The sequence below is a fragment of the Rhodococcus sp. DMF-1 genome, from assembly GCF_021441945.1.
Lineage (GTDB): Bacteria > Actinomycetota > Actinomycetes > Mycobacteriales > Mycobacteriaceae > Rhodococcus > Rhodococcus ruber.
The window spans coordinates 4,876,159-4,892,400 of the sequence record NZ_CP090442.1 but is presented as its reverse complement, the minus strand read 5'-3'; the positions used below and the strand labels follow the sequence as shown (position 1 = coordinate 4,892,400).

Genomic DNA, 16,242 nt, shown 5'->3' with positions numbered 1-16,242 from the left:
GTCGGACCGGCACGGCCGGGGTCGATGCGCCGTCAGCGGGAGGTGAGGACGACCGGTCCGTCCTCGGTGATCGCGACGGTGTGCTCACAGTGCGCGGCCCGGCTGCCGTCGGCGGTGCGCAGCGTCCATCCGTCCGGGTCGTGCCGGTAGGCGTCGCCGCCGCCGGCGTGCAGCATCGGCTCGACGGCCAGCACCAGTCCCGGCCGCAGCCGCATCCCCCGCCCCACCCGGCCCTCGTTGGGCACGTGCGGGTCCTCGTGCATGCGGCGGCCGATGCCGTGACCGCCGTGGTCGGCGAGCATGCCGTAGCCGCGGGAGCGGACGTATCCGCCGATCGCCGCGCCGATGTCGCCGAGACGGTTTCCCGGCACGGCCGCGGCGACGCCGCGCGCGAGGGCGTCCTCCGCCGCGGCGATCAGGGCGAGGTCCTCGGGGTCGGCGGTCCCGACGGTGAAGCTCACGGCGGCGTCCCCGCACCAGCCGTCGAGCACCGCCCCGCAGTCGATGCTCACCAGGTCACCGTCACGGAGCCGGTAGCTGCCGGGAATGCCGTGGACGACGGCGTCGCCGACGCTCGCGCACACGACACCGGGGAACGGCGACGGCGCCCAGTCGGGGTGGTAGCCCAGGAACGGGGAGGTCGCGCCGGCGGCTCGGAGGACCTCGGCGGCGACGTCGTCGAGGTCCTTCAGGCAGACCCCGATTCCCGCGTGGGCCCGCACGGTTGCCAGCGCCTCCGCGACCACGGCACCGGCGGCGCGCATCGCCTCGACCTCGCCGGGCGTCTTCAACTCGACCATCACACCTCCAATAGAAATACCGGTATTACTATACGGGAATGGTGCGCGAACCACTTACTCCGGCCCAACTCGAGCGAGGACGACGCCTGGGCGAACGCCTCCGCGCGGCACGCGGCGCCGCCGGGATGGCGACGGTCGCCGCCGAGGCCGGCATCTCCGTCGAGACCCTCCGGAAGATCGAGACCGGACGCATCGCCACGCCCGCCTTCTTCACCGTCACCGCGCTCGCCCGGGTCCTCGGACTCTCCCTCGACGACCTGGCCGGCGACCCGACGGACGATCCCGCCGAGCACGAGGCCGCCTCCTGACCGGAGGAGGCCACCCCCGCCTCCCCCGTCCCTCGCCTAGCATCGATCCTTGTGCCCGTCGATGTCCTTTCGCCCGAAACGCCCGCTTACGCCGATACGAAGGCGCGCGTGCGCACGGCCAGGATCGTCGCGACGGTCAGCGGACTGCTCGGCATGCTGCTCGCCCTGGCCGTGCCGTTCCTGCCGGTCCGGCAGGAGGCCGCCACCGTCAGCTGGCCGCAGGGCAGCGACCTGACCAACATCGAGGCGCCCCTCGTCTCCTACGCCCCCCTCGAACTGCGCGCGAGCGTGCCTTGCTCGGCCTTCCCGCTGCTCGGCGACGAGGGTGGCACCCTGATCTCGACCGTGCCGCCGGACGCCCCCGACGCCACCGAGAACGCCCTCGTGATCCGCACGGTCCCCGGCACCGACGGTGGGCCCGCCGCCATGGAGGTGGTGCTGCGCAACTCGGTGGTCGTGTCGGCACCGATCGACGACGAGCACCGCTGCACAGCCGTCACCGTCGCCACCAACGCCGACCGCACCGCCGCCGAGATCGTCGGCCTCGGGCAACACGACGACGGGCACCACATCGCCACGCTCGACGGCGATCATCGGCCGCAGATGGTCGGCGTCTACTCCGACCTGCAGGGATCGGCGCAGGCCCTCACCTCCGGCCCGGACGCCGAGCGGCTGTCCGTCCGTGCCGCCCTCGACTCGCGGTTCACCTCCACCCCGACGCTGGTCAAGTTCGTCGCGATGCTCGTGTGCATCCTCGCGACCCTGCTGTCACTCGTGGCGCTGCACCGCCTCGACGGCGTCGACAACCGCCGCGCCCGCCGGATCCTGCCCGCCCACTGGTGGCGGTTCACCGCGGTGGACGCGGTCGTCGTGGGCACACTGCTGCTGTGGCACGTCATCGGCGCCAATACCTCCGACGACGGCTACATCCTCACCATGGCCCGCGCCTCCGACGAGGCCGGCTACATGGCCAACTACTACCGGTGGTTCGGTGTCCCCGAGGCCCCGTTCGGCTGGTACTACGACGTGCTCGTCCTGCTCGCGAAGATCTCCACCGCCAGCGTGTGGATGCGGCTGCCCGCCCTGCTCGCCGCGATCGCCTGCTGGATGGTCATCAGCCGCGAGGTCATTCCCCGGCTCGGTGTCGCCGTCCGCCGCAACCGCATCGCGCTGTGGACCGCGGGGCTGGTGTTCCTCGCCTTCTGGCTGCCGTACGACAACGGCCTGCGACCCGAGCCCGTCATCGCGCTCGGCGCCCTGCTCACCTGGTGCTCGATCGAACGCGCCGTCGCCACCGGCCGCATGCTGCCCGCCGCGATCGCCGTGCTGCTCGCCGCCTTCTCCCTCGCCGCCGGCCCCACGGGACTCATCGCGGTCGCCGCGCTCGTCGCCGGGGCGCGACCCGTCGTCGTCCGGCTGGTCGGCCGCCGCCGGCTCGTCGGGGTGATCCCGCCCATCGCCGCCATCCTCGCCGCGGGCACCGTCGTCCTCGTTGTCGTCTTCGCCGACCAGACCCTCGCGTCGGTGCTCGAGGCGACCCGGGTGCGCTCGGCGGTCGGACCCAACGTGCCGTGGTTCGACGAACGGCTGCGCTGGGACGCGCTGCTGACCGTCTCCCCCGACGGATCCCTCAGCCGCCGGTTCGGCGTGTTCGTCATGCTGCTGTGCCTGATCGTGTGCGTGATGCTGATCCTGCGCAAGGGCCGCATCCCCGGCACTGCCCTCGGGCCGTCGCGCCGCATCCTCGGCATCGTCTTCGCGTCCCTGCTGCTGATGATGCTCACCCCGACCAAGTGGACCCACCACTTCGGCGTGTACGCCGGACTGGCCGGATCCGTCGCCGCGCTCGCCGCGGTCGGGGTCGGCGCCGTCGGCATCCGCTCCGCCCGCAACCGCGCGCTCTTCACCGCCGGGGTGCTGTTCGTGCTGGCGCTCGCATTCACCGGCTCCAACGGCTGGTGGTACGTCTCCAGCTACGGGATTCCCTGGTGGGACAAGCCGCCGTCGATCTCCGGACGCGCCTTCTCCACCGGCCTGCTGGCGCTGGCCCTGGTCGCGCTCGGCGTCGCCGCCTGGTTCCATCTGCGTGAACCGTTCGCCACCCCGAAACCCGACCGCAACGGCCGCGTGAAAGCGATCGCCTCGGCACCGCTGACCGTCGTCGCCGCGGGCGTGGTCCTGTTCGAGGTGCTCTCGCTCGTCAAGGGCGCGGTCGCGCAGTATCCGGCGTACTCGATCGCCCGGTCCAACGCCGCCGCCCTGACCGGCGGCAGCTGCGGCCTCGCCGACGACGTCCTCGTCGAGACCGACCCGAATGCCACCGCGCTGGCCCCCGTCGACGGCGACGTCGCCGGAGCCCTCGGCGCCGGCACCGCCGACGGCTTCACCCCGAACGGCGTCGCCCTCGATCTCACCGCCGACGAGGAGATCTCCACCACGGGCGGCGCCAACACGGTCGACACCGAGGAGGGCGGCACCACCACCTCCACGGGCGCCGGCACCGGCGGCGGCCGCGGTGCCGCCGGCATCAACGACAGCACCGTCGCGCTGCCGTTCGGCCTGGACCCCGCCCGCACCCCCGTGCTCGGCAGCTACCGCGCCGGCGCGCAGCAGGAAGCCGTGCTCGAGTCCGGCTGGTATGCGCTGCCCGACCGCACCGACGCCACGCCGCTGCTGGTGGTCACCGTCGCCGGCCGCGTGCACTACGTCGACCCCGACGGCGTCCTCACCCCCGGTGCGGACGTGCTGCTCGAGTTCGGCCGGACCGGCGACGGTTCGAGCGTCGAGCCGCTGGCCCGCGTCGCGCCCATCGACATCGGACCGTCTCCGTCGTGGCGCAACCTGCGGGTGCCGGGCGACCGGATCCCCGCCGACGCCGACACCGTCCGCCTGGTGGTGACCGACGGCAACCTGGCCCCCGACCAGTGGGTGGCGGTCACGCCGCCGCGGATGCCGCGCCTCGAGACCCTGAACACCGTCGTCGGCTCCACGGCACCGGTCCTGCTCGACTGGTCGGTGGGGTTGGCGTTCCCCTGCCAGCGTCCGTTCGACCATCGCTACGGTGTCGCCGAGGTCCCCGAGTTCCGGATCCTGCCCGACCGGGTCGGGGCCGACTCCACCAACGGCTGGCAGGACGACATCGGGGGCGGCCCGCTCGGCTGGATACCGCTGCTGCTCACCGCCGAGACCGTTCCCACCTATCTGAACCACGACTGGGACCGCGACTGGGGCTCGCTGGAGCGATACTCACCCATCGATCCGAGCGCGAGGACTGCCGAGATCACCACCGAGGACGTCGTCCGCTGGGGCTGGTGGACACCCGGCCCGATCCGCGACGGTGTGCCCGTAATGCGTGAATGAGGTCCTACGCGTCGGTAGGGACGGTGCGTCCGCTCATCTGCGCCCGATACCATCGACAATCGTGCCCGACGACGTGACCACAGTTCCCGCCCCCTCCGCAGCCGTGCCCCGGCCGCCGGTTGCCCGGGATCTGCGGGCGCAGTACCGCACCGCCCGGCTCGTCGCCACGGTGGCGGGCCTGCTCGGTGTGCTCCTCGCCGTCGCGACCCCGTTCCTGCCCGTCAAGGTCACCGAAGCCACCGTCACCTGGCCGCAGAACGGCTCGACCGGGCCGGTCGAGGTGCCGCTCATGTCGCAGGTGCCGCTGCAGCTGAGCGCGACCGTGCCGTGCACCGCCGTCGCGAGCATGCCGCCCGGCGGTGGCATGCTCCTCGCGACCGCACCACCGAGCGGTGAGGGCGCCGCACTCAACGCGATGTTCGTGCGGGTGGGCGCCGAGAACGTGGACGTTCTCGACCGCAACGTCGTCGTGGCCACCGCCCCGCGCAGCGACGTCGAATCCGCCGCGTGCACCGAGATCAGCATCTTCTCCGACGTCGACCGCACGACCGCGGAGTTCGTCGGCCTGAGCGACGAGAACGGCAACCCGCGCGCCGGTGAGCTGACCGGCGACCTGCGCCCCCTCGTCGTCGGCGTGTTCAGCGACCTGGACACCACGGTGCCCGGCATGTCGGTGACCGTCGACGTCGACTCCCGGTTCTCGTCGTCGCCGACGGTGGTCAAGCTCCTCGCGATGATCCTGGCGGCCCTGTCGACCGCGCTGGCGATCGGTGCGCTCGCCAAACTCGACGGCACCGACGGCCGGGGGCATCGCCGCTTCCTGCCGTCGCACTGGTGGAAGTTCACCGGCGTCGACGCGGTCGTCGTCGGCACACTCCTCGGGTGGCACTTCTTCGGGGCGAACACCTCCGACGACGGCTACCTGCTGACCATGGCCCGGGTCTCCGAGCACTCGGGCTACATGGCCAACTACTTCCGCTGGTTCGGCGTCCCCGAGGCCCCCTTCGGCTGGTACTACGACGTGCTCGCCGCGTTCGCCGAGGTCTCCACCGCCAGCGTCTGGATGCGGCTGCCCGCCCTGCTCGCCGGCATCACCTGCTGGATGGTGATCAGCCGCGAGGTGGTGCCCCGCCTCGGCCGCGCCGTCCGGCACAACACCGTCGCGCTGTGGACCGGCGGCCTGGTGTTCCTCGCCTTCTGGCTGCCCTACAACAACGGCCTGCGTCCGGAGCCGATCGTCGCGCTCGGCGCCCTGCTGACCTGGTGCTCGATCGAACGGGCGATCGCCACGGGCCGGTTGCTGCCGGCTGCGACGGCCGTGATGATCGGCGCGTTCACCCTCGCCGCCGCCCCGACCGGCCTGATGTGTATCGCCGCCCTGCTCGCCGGCATCCGGCCCATGACCCGGATCGTCGTGCGCCGCCACCGCGAGGTCGGGACGCTGCCGCTGCTCGCCCCGATCGCCGCCGCCGGCACGCTCGTGCTCGTCGTCGTGTTCTCCGACCAGACCCTCGCCGCCGTGCTCGAGGCCACCCGCGTGCGCACGATCATCGGCCCGAACGAGGAGTGGTGGAACGACTTCCTCCGCTACTACTACCTGTTCGTGCAGACCGTCGACGGCTCGCTCGCCCGCCGGTTCGCGTTCCTCGTCATGCTGCTGTGCCTGTTCACGTCGCTGCTGGTGCTGCTGCGCCGGCGCCGGATCCCCGGCGTCGCGACGGGACCGTCGTGGCGGCTGATCGGCATCGTCTTCGGCACGATCTTCTTCATGATGTTCAACCCCACGAAGTGGACCCACCACTTCGGGGCGTACGCGGGCATCGCGGGGTCCCTCGCGGCCCTCACCGCGGTCGTCGTCTCCGCGAGCGCGCTGCGGTCGCGGCGCAACCGCACGATCTTCCTCGCCGGACTGCTGTTCGTGCTGGCCGTGTCGTTCGCGGGCATCAACGGCTGGTGGTACGTGTCGAGTTACGGCATCCCGTGGTTCGACAAGACCGTCTCCTTCAAGGGCAACCAGTCCAGTTCGCTGTTCCTGATCCTCTTCGGGCTCGCCCTCGGGCTCGTCGCGTGGCAGTACCTGCGGGAGGGCTACGCGCCGCCGCAACCCAGACCCACGACCCGCAAGGGCCGCCGGATCCGCAAGTTCGCCGCGGCGCCCCTGACCGTCGTCGCCGGAGCGATGGTGCTCTTCGAGGTGCTGTCGCTGCTCAAGGGCGCGGTATCGCAGTATCCGGCGTATTCGCTCGCCCGGTCCAACGTCGGCGCGCTCGCCGGCCAGACGTGCGGGCTGGCCGACGACGTCCTCGTCGAATCGGACCCGAACTCCGGTCGGCTCGCGCCCATCGTCGACCCGGACAACCCACCCCGCGGCGGCGACGCCCTCGCCGGAGCCGAACCCGTGGGCTTCGATCCCAACGGCATCCCGTCGGACCTCACGGCCGACTACGTCGAGGTCAAGCCCGGCCAGGGCAACACCGACAACCAGAGCGTCGGGCCGACGTTCGAGACCGGCGCCGGCGGCGGCACCACCGGCGGCACCGGGGCGCGCACCGTCAACGGCTCGGACGCCAAGCTGCCGTTCGGCCTCGACCCGGCCGTGACCCCCGTGCTCGGCAGCTACCAGGAGGGCGTGCAGGAACCGGCGTTGCTCACGTCGAGCTGGTACGGGTTACCCGAGCGCACCGACGACGCGCCGCTCGTCGTCATCTCGGCGGCCGGTCGCATCTGGTCCGTCGACGACACCGGCGCCACCACCTACGGCCAGTCGCTGCTTGTCGAGTACGGCAGGCGCCTGCCCGACGGCACCGTCGAACCGCAGGGCACCTACCTGCCGCGCGACATCGGGCCCGCGCCGTCGTGGCGGAACCTGCGCATCCCGCTGTCGGAGCTGCCCGCCGACACCGACGCCGTCCGCATCGTCGCCAACGACCCCAACCTCACGGGCGACCAGTGGCTGGCGTTCACACCGCCGCGCGTGCCGAAACTCGAGACGCTCGACACCGTGGTCGGCTCGGAGCAGCCGGTGCTGCTCGACTGGGCGGTGGGCCTGCAGTTCCCGTGCCAGCGTCCGTTCGACCACCGCTACGGCATCGCCGAGATGCCGAACTACCGCATCCTGCCGGACCGACCCCTGGCCGTGTCCTCCACCGACACGTGGCAGTCCGCGGACAACGGCGGACCGCTGGGCTTCACCGAGGCCCTCGCGCGCCCCGAGCAGATCCCCACGTACCTGAAGGACGACTGGGCCCGCGACTGGGGCTCGCTCGAGCGGTACGTGCGGTTCTACCCGGACGCGGTGCCGGCCGAGCCGCAGACCGAGACGGTCACCCGCTCCGGGCTGTGGAACCCGGGCACGCTGCGCGTGTACGAGTAGGCCACCCGCTGCCGTCGCATGCGGTCCTCTCGCGCCTTCCGGACCGAATGTCACACCGGTTCGGCTCCATCGACCGAATGTGACATTCGGCCAGTCGCGCCGCCGGTAACGTCGTCCGTTTCGGGCGCGATGTCACGAATGTTCGATTCTGCTCGATCGCGAACTGTTCATCGGGCCAGCGGGGGTGGGCCGGCTACGGAAGGAACTGTATGTCGAAGAAGCGTGCATTCGGACTCGCGGCGGTTACCGCCGCGGTTCTCGGCGCCGGAGTGGCGACTGCCCCGGTAGCCGTCGCCGCTCCCGAAAATGCCACCACGCTCACGCGTGTCATCGGATCGGGCGAGTCCGGCTCGTTCGGTTACGGCGGAGCCTTGGTGAACGAGGCGGTCACGGTGCGCGTCGACCCCGACGAGCCCGGCATCAGCTGGTTCGGCGGCAGCATGTGGTGCTACTGCAAGATCTCCTGGACCAACATCACCACCGGGGCCAGCGGAACCAACGAACTCCCGTCCCGGCCGGTGCTCGGCGGAGGAATGACCGGTACGCCCCGCGCCGAGACCGGCTCCGGCCGAATCGTCGCCACCGTCACCGTCCCGAACGGCTTCACGTACCTGCCGGGAGTCGGGACCTGGGTCGTCCCCTGACCGTCCGGACCGAATGTCACATCGCTTCGATTGCATCGAACCCATGTGACATTCGGTCCGTCCGTCGGTCCGCCTCGGTCCGCCCGCGACGGGTAGTCCACAACCTCACCGTTCATCCACAGATTTCGCCCACCCTCCCGTTGCACCCTCGAGCGCGGCATTTCCCGGTGATCATGGGCGGCATGAGACGCGGAACGTGGGGGGACGACGTCGAACAGCTCGTCGGGCTGAGTGTCAACGGCATCATCCGCACCTCGACACTGTTGGGATGCGGGATGAGCAGCAGCACCATCTCCGGCCGTTGCCGGAAGGGTGGTCCGTGGCAGCGGATTCTGCCCGGTGTCGTTGCGCTGCACAGCGGCCCGCTCACGCAACTGCACAGACAGACGGCAGCGCAGATGTACGGAGGCGACGAGGCCGTCATCTCGGGCCACGCCGCGCTCGGCGTGCACGGATACGCCCCCTCGGCGACGAAGAGCGACATCCTGCTGCTCATCCCGCAGAATCGGCATCGCAGGAACTTCTCGTTCGTCACCGTCGAACGCAGCTGGCGTGTACCCGAACCCGTACGCAAGGGCACACTGCGGATCGCACCCGTCGCGCGCAGCCTGCTCGATGCCGGACGGCGGACGTCACGAACGGACGACTGCCGCGCCTTGTTCGCCGCCGCGCTCCAACGCGGCGATGTCACCGTGGACCACCTGGCACGCGAACTTGCAGAGGGCAGCAGTCGAGGAACCGCAGTGCCGCGCAAGGTGATCCAGGAACTGGTCGACGACGCGCATTCGGTCGCCGAGATCGAGGCCCAGAAGCTGTACTCCACCTCGGGTCTTCCCCCGATGGTGCACAACCGGGAGGTCGAGGACTCGAACGGAACTTGGATCGCCCGTCCGGACGGCTGGCTCGATGCCGTGGCACTGGCGTGGGAGATCGACTCGTTCGCACATCATCTCAGCGCAAGAGACCACGAGGCAACGATGCGGCGCCGGGCGGTCATGCAGCGGCACGGGATCATCGTCGTCACCCATCTGCCCAGACAGATCCGGCACGAACCGGCGATCGTGCTCGCCGATCTTGCGGCGGCCTACCGGCAGGGTCTCGAACGTCCACGACCCGACGTGCGGGTTCGGTAGCCCCGCGAGGCGAACCGAATGTCACATTGCGTCGATACGATCGACGCAATGTGACATTCGGCCCACCAGAAGGGCTAGAGCGGAAGCAAGTGATGCTTGCGCGGATTCTTGAACACCTTCTTGTCGCGCAGCAACGTCAGCGCCTTGCGGATCTCCAGACGCGTCTTGTGCGGCTCGATCACCGCATCGATGTAGCCGCGCTCGGCCGCGATGTACGGCGTCGCGATGTGCTCGTTGTAGAAGTTGATCAGCTGCTGACGGACCGCCGGAGCGTTCTCGCCGGCCGCCTCGATCTGGCGACGGCCGATGACCGCTACCGCACTCTCGGCGCCCATCACCGCGATCCGCGCCGTGGGCCACGCGAAGTTCACATCCGCGCCGAGCTGCTTGGAGCCCATCACCGCGTAGCCACCGCCGTAGGACTTGCGTACCACCACGGTCACCTTCGGCACCGACGCCTCGACGAACGAGAACAGGAACCGGCCGCCGCGCTTGATGACCCCGATCTTCTCCTGCTCCACACCCGGCAGGAAGCCGGGGGTGTCGACGACGAACACCAGCGGAATGTCGTACGCGTCGCACACCCGCACGAAATGCGCGGCCTTGTCCGAACTCGCCGCGTCGAGCGCCCCGGACAGGTACAGCGGCTGGTTCGCCACCACCCCGACGGGCCGGCCGTCGACGCGGGCGAAGCCGGTGATGATGTTCGGGGCGACCTGCGAGCGGATCTCGAAGAAGTCGCCGTCGTCGAAGATCTTGAGCAGGACGTCGTGCATGTCGTAGCCGGAGTTGTCGGCGTCGGGCATGAACGTGTCGAGCTCGAGATCGTCCGGCGTGATCTCCGGTTCGAGGCCCGGATTGATCACCGGGGGCTTCTCCTGCGCGTTCGACGGCATGTAGCTCAGGTACTTGCGGGCCCACTCGAACGCGGCCTTCTCGTCCGGCGCGACGTGGTGCACGTTGCCGTACTCGGCCTGCTTACGGGCGCTGCCGAGTTCGTCGAGGCTGACGTCCTCCCCGGTGACGGACTTGATGACGTCCGGGCCCGTGACGAACATGTACGCCTCTTCGGTGGCGACGACCACGTCGGTGTTGATGGGCGCGTACACGGCACCCCCGGCGCACTTGCCCAGGATGATCGACACCTGCGGGCACAACCCCGACAGCGGCTCGTGCCGCTTGCCCAGTTCCGCGTACCACGCCAGCGACGTCACCGCGTCCTGCACCCGGGCACCGCCGGAGTCGTTGATGCCGACCACCGGGCAGCCGATCTTCAGCGCGAAGTCGAGGATCGCGGCGACCTTGCGGCCGAACATCTCGCCGACGCTGCCACCGAACACGGTCTGATCGTGCGAGAACACCGCGACGGGCCGGCCGTCGACGGTGCCGTGACCGACGACGACGCCGTCACCGTAGAGCGCGTCGTCACGGCCGGGCGTCTTCATGAGCGCCCCGATCTCGACGAAGCTGCCCGGGTCGAGCAGCATGTCGATGCGCTGTCGCGCACTGGGGATGCCCTTGGCGGCGCGTTTGGCCACCGCGGCCTCCCCGGCCGGCTCCTTGGCGATCTCGAGATTCTTGCGCAGCTCGGCCAGCTTCTCGGCCGTCGTCGTGGTCACTACTCGATCAGCTCCTCGTGGCCTCGATGTCGGCCAGCTTGCGTGTCAGGTCGGCCCCCACCTTCCCGATGTACGGCTCGTCGACCACCTGGAGGTGATCGCCGCCGACACGGATGACCTCCAGATTACGGACCGACTCACCCCAGCCACCGTCGGGCTGCCTGGTCCCGAATGCGGGCTCGAGTTCGATGGCGTCGTCGTGGTAGCGGTCCGCCATGTACAGCACCACGTCGCCGTCGTACGGCTCGAGCTTCGCCGTCTGGATGGCCCGGTTGTCCAGCCACGACGTGCGCTGGTGCTCGATGATGCCGCCGGGGATCCTCGTGCCGCTCATCTTGAGCAGGTCCATGAGGATGCGCACCTGGCCCTCGTCGTCCGTCGCGGCGAGCTTGTCGTACGGCAGCGGAGCGTCGACCCCGTAGGTCTTCTTCGCGAACTGCGCGTACCGCTGCCAGCGGGCGGTGATCTCCTCGGGGGTGTCCTCGACCTTCTGCCCAGCCATCACCGTGTCGATGAGGCCGACGAGCCGCACGTCCTTGCCCTCCGCGCGCAGCAGCCGGGCGACCGCGTAGGCGAGCACACCGCCCAGCGACCAGCCGTACAGCACATACGGACCGTCGCCCTGGATCTCCTTGATCTGCGGGAGGTACTCCTGGGCACGCTGCTCGATCGGGCCCTCGGTGCGTTCGAAGCCGTACATCGGGGTGCCCTCGGGCAACCGGCGCAGGAGCGGCTCGTACACGACGGTGGATCCGCCGGCGGGGTGGAACACGAACACCGGCACGGCGTCCGAGCCCTCGGGCCGCGGGCGCAGCGTACGGACGAGCCCGTCGATGCGATCCGCCGATTCGAGGTGCCGGCGCACGCTCTCGGCGAGCTGCTCGATGGTCTCGGCGTCGAGCACGTCGTCCACGGTGATCTCGCCGTTCGCCCGCTCGGTCAGCCGGGCGGCGAGGCGCTCGGCCGTCTCGTCGTCGAGGATCGGCAGGGTGTTGAAGATGCCCTTCGCCGACTGCCCGGTGATCACGGCCCACGTCGCGAACGTGAGCCGCTCGGCGGCGTCGCGCGGCGGCACGTCGGTGCCGGATGCCTCCGCGACCGCCTGCCGGTCGGTGACGTCGGTGGCCTTGTCCGCTTCGGTGCTCGCAGCGGTCTCAGCGGTCTTGCCTGCCTCTGCGGCCTCTGCGGCCTCGAGGATCGCCTCCGCCTCGTGCACCACCCCGGTGTCCTCCACCGGCGAGACCGCAGGCAGCTCGAGCGACGCGTCCTCCCGAGCGGCGGTGTCGCGGTCGGCGGCCTGCTGGGCGGCGAGCGCGGCGACCTCCTCGCGGTTCTCCACGGCGTACCGCAGGTACTTCGCGACGTCGCGCAGGCTGGCGTCCTTCACCGCGGCGAGCTGCAGCTGCGGGATGTCGAACTCGTACTCGACGCGGTTCTTGATCCGCACCGCCATGAGCGAGTCCAGCCCCAGCTCGATCAGCGGAATCTCGACGGGCAGATCCTCGGGCGCGTACCCCATCGATTCGGCGACGATCAGCGCCAGCCGATCCTCGAGGGTCTGCGACCCGTTCGGATTCCACTTGTCGCCGAAGCTCTCCACCACCTCGGACAGCGTCTCGACCGGCCCGGTGGAGCGCTCGGCCGGCGCGGGCGTCGGGGCCGGCAGCGCGTCACCGGAGGCGACGACCGCATCGAACAGCAACCGGAACTCGCCGTCCGCCGCGTCCCGGCCGTGCACGTGCAGCGACGCGCCGCCGAGGTGCCGGGTCAGCGTGGTGGTGAGGGTGCCGGTGGCGGGGACGTCACCGTACGGCACGGACGCGGTGAGGGTGACGTCGGCGAGCACCTGCGACGCGGCGGCGACGGCGAGTTCACCGAGGTCGGTGACCGCGTCGGCGCGCACCTCCCACACGTGCCGGCCGTCGGGCAGCGCGACGTGCGCGCCGGGCACGCGGGCACTGCCGCCGGTCCCGATGCGGGTCTCGAGCCAGAACGGCTTGCGCAGGAACACCGTCCGCGGCAGGTCGGCGTACGCGCCGGCCGGGAGCAGGCTGTGCAGGTCCACGGTGTGGCCGTGCACGTACAGCTGCGCGAGGGCGGTGAGCACGCCCAGCGGCTCGTCCTCCTTGCGCTTGAGGGTCTGGATCAGCTGGGTGTCGATGACCCCGGCCGCGTACGCCGTCGCGGCCACGGACATCAGCGCGACCGGATTGGGGGCCAGCTCGACGAAGGTGGTGTGCCCGTCGGTGACGGCCAGCTTGACCGCATTGGTGAAGTAGACGCTGTGCCGCAGACCCTTGGTCCAGTACTCGACCTGGTGGATGCCCTCGTGCCCGGCGCGGTAGTGGGTGTCCTGGTCGACCGACGAGTACACGTCGACCTTCAACCGGTGCGGCTCGATGCCGGCGAGTTCGGCGGCGAGCTCGCCGAGGAGCGGATCCACCTGCGAGGTGTGGCTGGCGCCCTTGGTCTGCAGCACGCGGGCGAGCTTCTCCTCCGACTCCGCCCGCGCGACGATCGCGTTGACCTCGTCCTGCGGGCCGCCGATGACGGTGTGTGTCGGCGCGGCGTAGACGCAGACCTCGAGGTGCGGGTAGTCGGTGAGGACCTGCTCGATCTCCGCGGCGCTGTACTCGACGAGCGCCATGAGCCGGATGTCGTCGCCCTCGAGCAGCGCCTCGGCCTCGCCCATCAGGCGCGAGCGCGCGCAGATGACGCGGACGGCGTCCTCGAGCGACAGCCCACCCGAGATGTATGCGGCGGCGGCCTCACCCATGGAGTGGCCGACGACGGCGGACGGCTCGGCGCCGTGGTGACGCAGCAGCTTCGCGAGGGCGACCTGGATGGTGAAGATGCCGACCTGCGAGGTCTCGACGTCGTAGTCCTGGGCGTCGTCGAGGAACTTCTCCTTCATGGAGTAGCCGGCCTCGTCCTCGATCAGCTCGTCGATCTCGTCGACGGCCGCCGCGAACAGCGCGTTCTCGAGGTACAGCTGCTTGGCCATCTTGCGGTGCTGCGATCCGAACCCGGACAGCACCCACACCGGCCCGTTGGCGGCGGGGGCGTCGGCGGAGAACACGCCCTGGGCGGGCTTTCCGGCGGCGACGGCGCGCAGCCCGGCGATGGCCTCGGCGCGGGTCGTCGCGATCACGACGGCGCGCGAGCGGCCGTGGTTGCGGCGGGAAAGGGTGCGGGCGACGTCGGCGAGCGGCGTGGTGCTGCCCGCCTCCGTCTCGAGCCAGTCGGCGAGGTCGGCGGCGGCCCGGCGACGGCGCGACGGCATCGCCGCGGACACCGCGAGCAGCACCGGGCGCTCGGCGTTCTCGTCCGAGCGAATGTGCCCCTCAGCTCCTTCAGCCGACGGAACGACACCTTCGCTCGGCTCTGCCACGGGCGCCTCGTCCGGCCCGGCCGGCGCCGCTTCGGGGCCGGTGTACTCGCGGACCACGACATGGGCGTTGGTGCCGCCGAAGCCGAACCCGGAGACGCCGGCGATCGCCTTGCCGGTGTAGCGCGGCCACTCGGCGCCCTCGGGGATGACCTTCAGGCGGGCCTGCTCGAACGGGATGTACGGGTTCGGCGCCGTGTAGTTCAGCGTCGCCGGCAGGTGGTTCTCCTGCATCGCGAGGACCACCTTGATCAGGCCCGCCGCGCCGGCGGCCGCCTCGAGGTGGCCGAAGTTGGTCTTCGCCGAGCCCAGCAGCACCGGCTTGTCGGCGTCGCGTCCGCGGCCGACGACACGGCCGAGGGCGTCCGCCTCGATCGGGTCGCCGAGCACGGTTCCGGTGCCGTGGGCCTCGACGTAGTCGACGCCGGACGGCAGGATGCGCGCGTCCCGGTAGGCGCGGCGCAGCACGTCGACCTGGGCCTCGGGGTTCGGCGCCGCCAGCCCGTTGGAGCGGCCGTCCTGGTTGACGGCGGAACCGGCGATGACGGCGAGCACGGTGTCGCCGTCACGCTCGGCGTCCTCGAGCCGCTTGAGCACGACGAGGCCGCCGCCCTCGGCGCGGACCATGCCGTCGGCGTCGGCCGAGAAGGCCTTGATGCGGCCGTCGGGGGCCTGCACGCCGAGCTGGTCGAAGCCGAGGGTCGCGGCGGGCGCGACGAGCATGTTCACGCCGCCGGCCAGCGCCACGTCGGCGTCGCCGTCGCGCAGGGCCCGCACCGCCTGGTGCACGGCCACGAGCGACGACGAGCACGCGGTGTCCAGGGCGACGGACGGTCCGCGGAAGTCGAAGAAGTACGAGACCCGGTTGGCGACGATGGACGTGGCCGTGCCGGTCAGCGCGTACGGATGCGCGGCGGACGGGTCGCTCACCGCGAGGAGCTGGTAGTCGTTGGCGGAGCTGCCGATGAACACGCCGACCGGGCGGCCCTTGAGGTCGCTGGCCGGAATGTGGGCGTGCTCGAGCGCCTCCCAGGTCAGTTCGAGGGCGAGGCGCTGCTGCGGATCGACCATCTCGACCTCGCGCGGCGACATCGCGAAGAACTCGGCGTCGAAGCCCTTGACGTCGTCGAGATACCCGCCGCGGGTGTTGGCCGCGGCGATGGCGGACGAGATCTGCGGGTCGTCGGCGAATTCGGACCACCGTCCCTCGGGGAGGTCGGTGATCCCGTCGCGGCCCTGTGCGAGCAGCTCCCACATCTCGGCGGGGGTGCTCACGTGCCCGGGCAGCCGCGTGGCGAGACCGACGATCGCGATGTCGTGTGCCCGGCCGGCCGGACCGGCGGCGTAGAAGGCGCTGTCGTCCCCCTCCGGGAGCTCGGGCTCGCCCTCGATGATGCGCGTGGCCAGCGACGCGATGGTCGGGTGCTGGTACGCGATCGTCGCGGTGAGGGTGACGCCGAGCAGTTCCTCGATCTCGCCGCTCAGCGCGACGGCGTCGCGGGACGAGAGACCGAACTCCTCCATCGGGCGATCGTCGGAGATCTGTGCCACCGGTTGCCCGGTGGCCTCGGCGATCCAGTTTCGCAGCCATTCGCGCAGCTGCGCGACGGTCATTTC

General features: G+C 70.9%; 8 protein-coding genes. 5 read left to right on the top strand and 3 right to left on the bottom strand.

Annotated elements, in window-relative coordinates:
• Positions 1-32: 32 nt before the first annotated feature.
• Positions 33-800 carry a type I methionyl aminopeptidase gene (map, locus tag LZP97_RS22385; RefSeq protein WP_040270436.1) on the bottom strand — a complete coding sequence of 256 codons (768 nt, stop codon included), beginning with the start codon at positions 798-800 and terminating at the stop codon, positions 33-35.
• A gap of 38 nt (positions 801-838) precedes the next feature.
• Between map and LZP97_RS22380 the strand changes: the two genes are divergently transcribed.
• The 5 genes from LZP97_RS22380 (at position 839) to LZP97_RS22360 (ending at position 9,618) form a co-directional block, all read left to right on the top strand.
• A complete protein-coding gene (locus tag LZP97_RS22380; RefSeq protein ID WP_026137866.1) occupies positions 839-1,108 on the top strand; it encodes a helix-turn-helix domain-containing protein in 270 nt (89 codons plus the stop codon).
• Positions 1,109-1,216: 108 nt separating this feature from the next.
• Complete coding sequence (locus LZP97_RS22375; protein WP_040270433.1) at positions 1,217-4,468, top strand: arabinosyltransferase domain-containing protein; 3,252 nt, start codon at positions 1,217-1,219, stop codon at positions 4,466-4,468.
• A 61-nt stretch (positions 4,469-4,529) separates the two neighbouring features.
• Positions 4,530-7,841, top strand: a complete 3,312-nt coding sequence (locus LZP97_RS22370) for an arabinosyltransferase domain-containing protein (RefSeq protein ID WP_040270432.1) — start codon at positions 4,530-4,532, stop codon at positions 7,839-7,841.
• 209 nt (positions 7,842-8,050) lie between these two features.
• Entirely contained in the window at positions 8,051-8,485 is a 435-nt protein-coding gene (locus LZP97_RS22365) for a hypothetical protein (protein ID WP_010596183.1), read from the top strand.
• Between the two features lie 182 nt (positions 8,486-8,667).
• A complete protein-coding gene (locus LZP97_RS22360) occupies positions 8,668-9,618 on the top strand; it encodes a hypothetical protein (protein WP_040270441.1) in 951 nt (316 codons plus the stop codon).
• Between the two features lie 74 nt (positions 9,619-9,692).
• Here the strand turns inward: LZP97_RS22360 and LZP97_RS22355 are convergent, their stop codons facing one another.
• Both LZP97_RS22355 and pks13 read right to left on the bottom strand, forming a co-directional pair.
• Entirely contained in the window at positions 9,693-11,237 is a 1,545-nt protein-coding gene (locus LZP97_RS22355; RefSeq protein WP_010596185.1) for an acyl-CoA carboxylase subunit beta, read from the bottom strand.
• 7 nt (positions 11,238-11,244) lie between these two features.
• The gene (gene pks13 / locus LZP97_RS22350) at positions 11,245-16,239 is read right to left on the bottom strand and encodes a polyketide synthase Pks13 (protein ID WP_040270429.1); all 4,995 of its coding nucleotides are present in this window, start codon (positions 16,237-16,239) and stop codon (positions 11,245-11,247) included.
• Positions 16,240-16,242 lie beyond the last annotated feature (3 nt).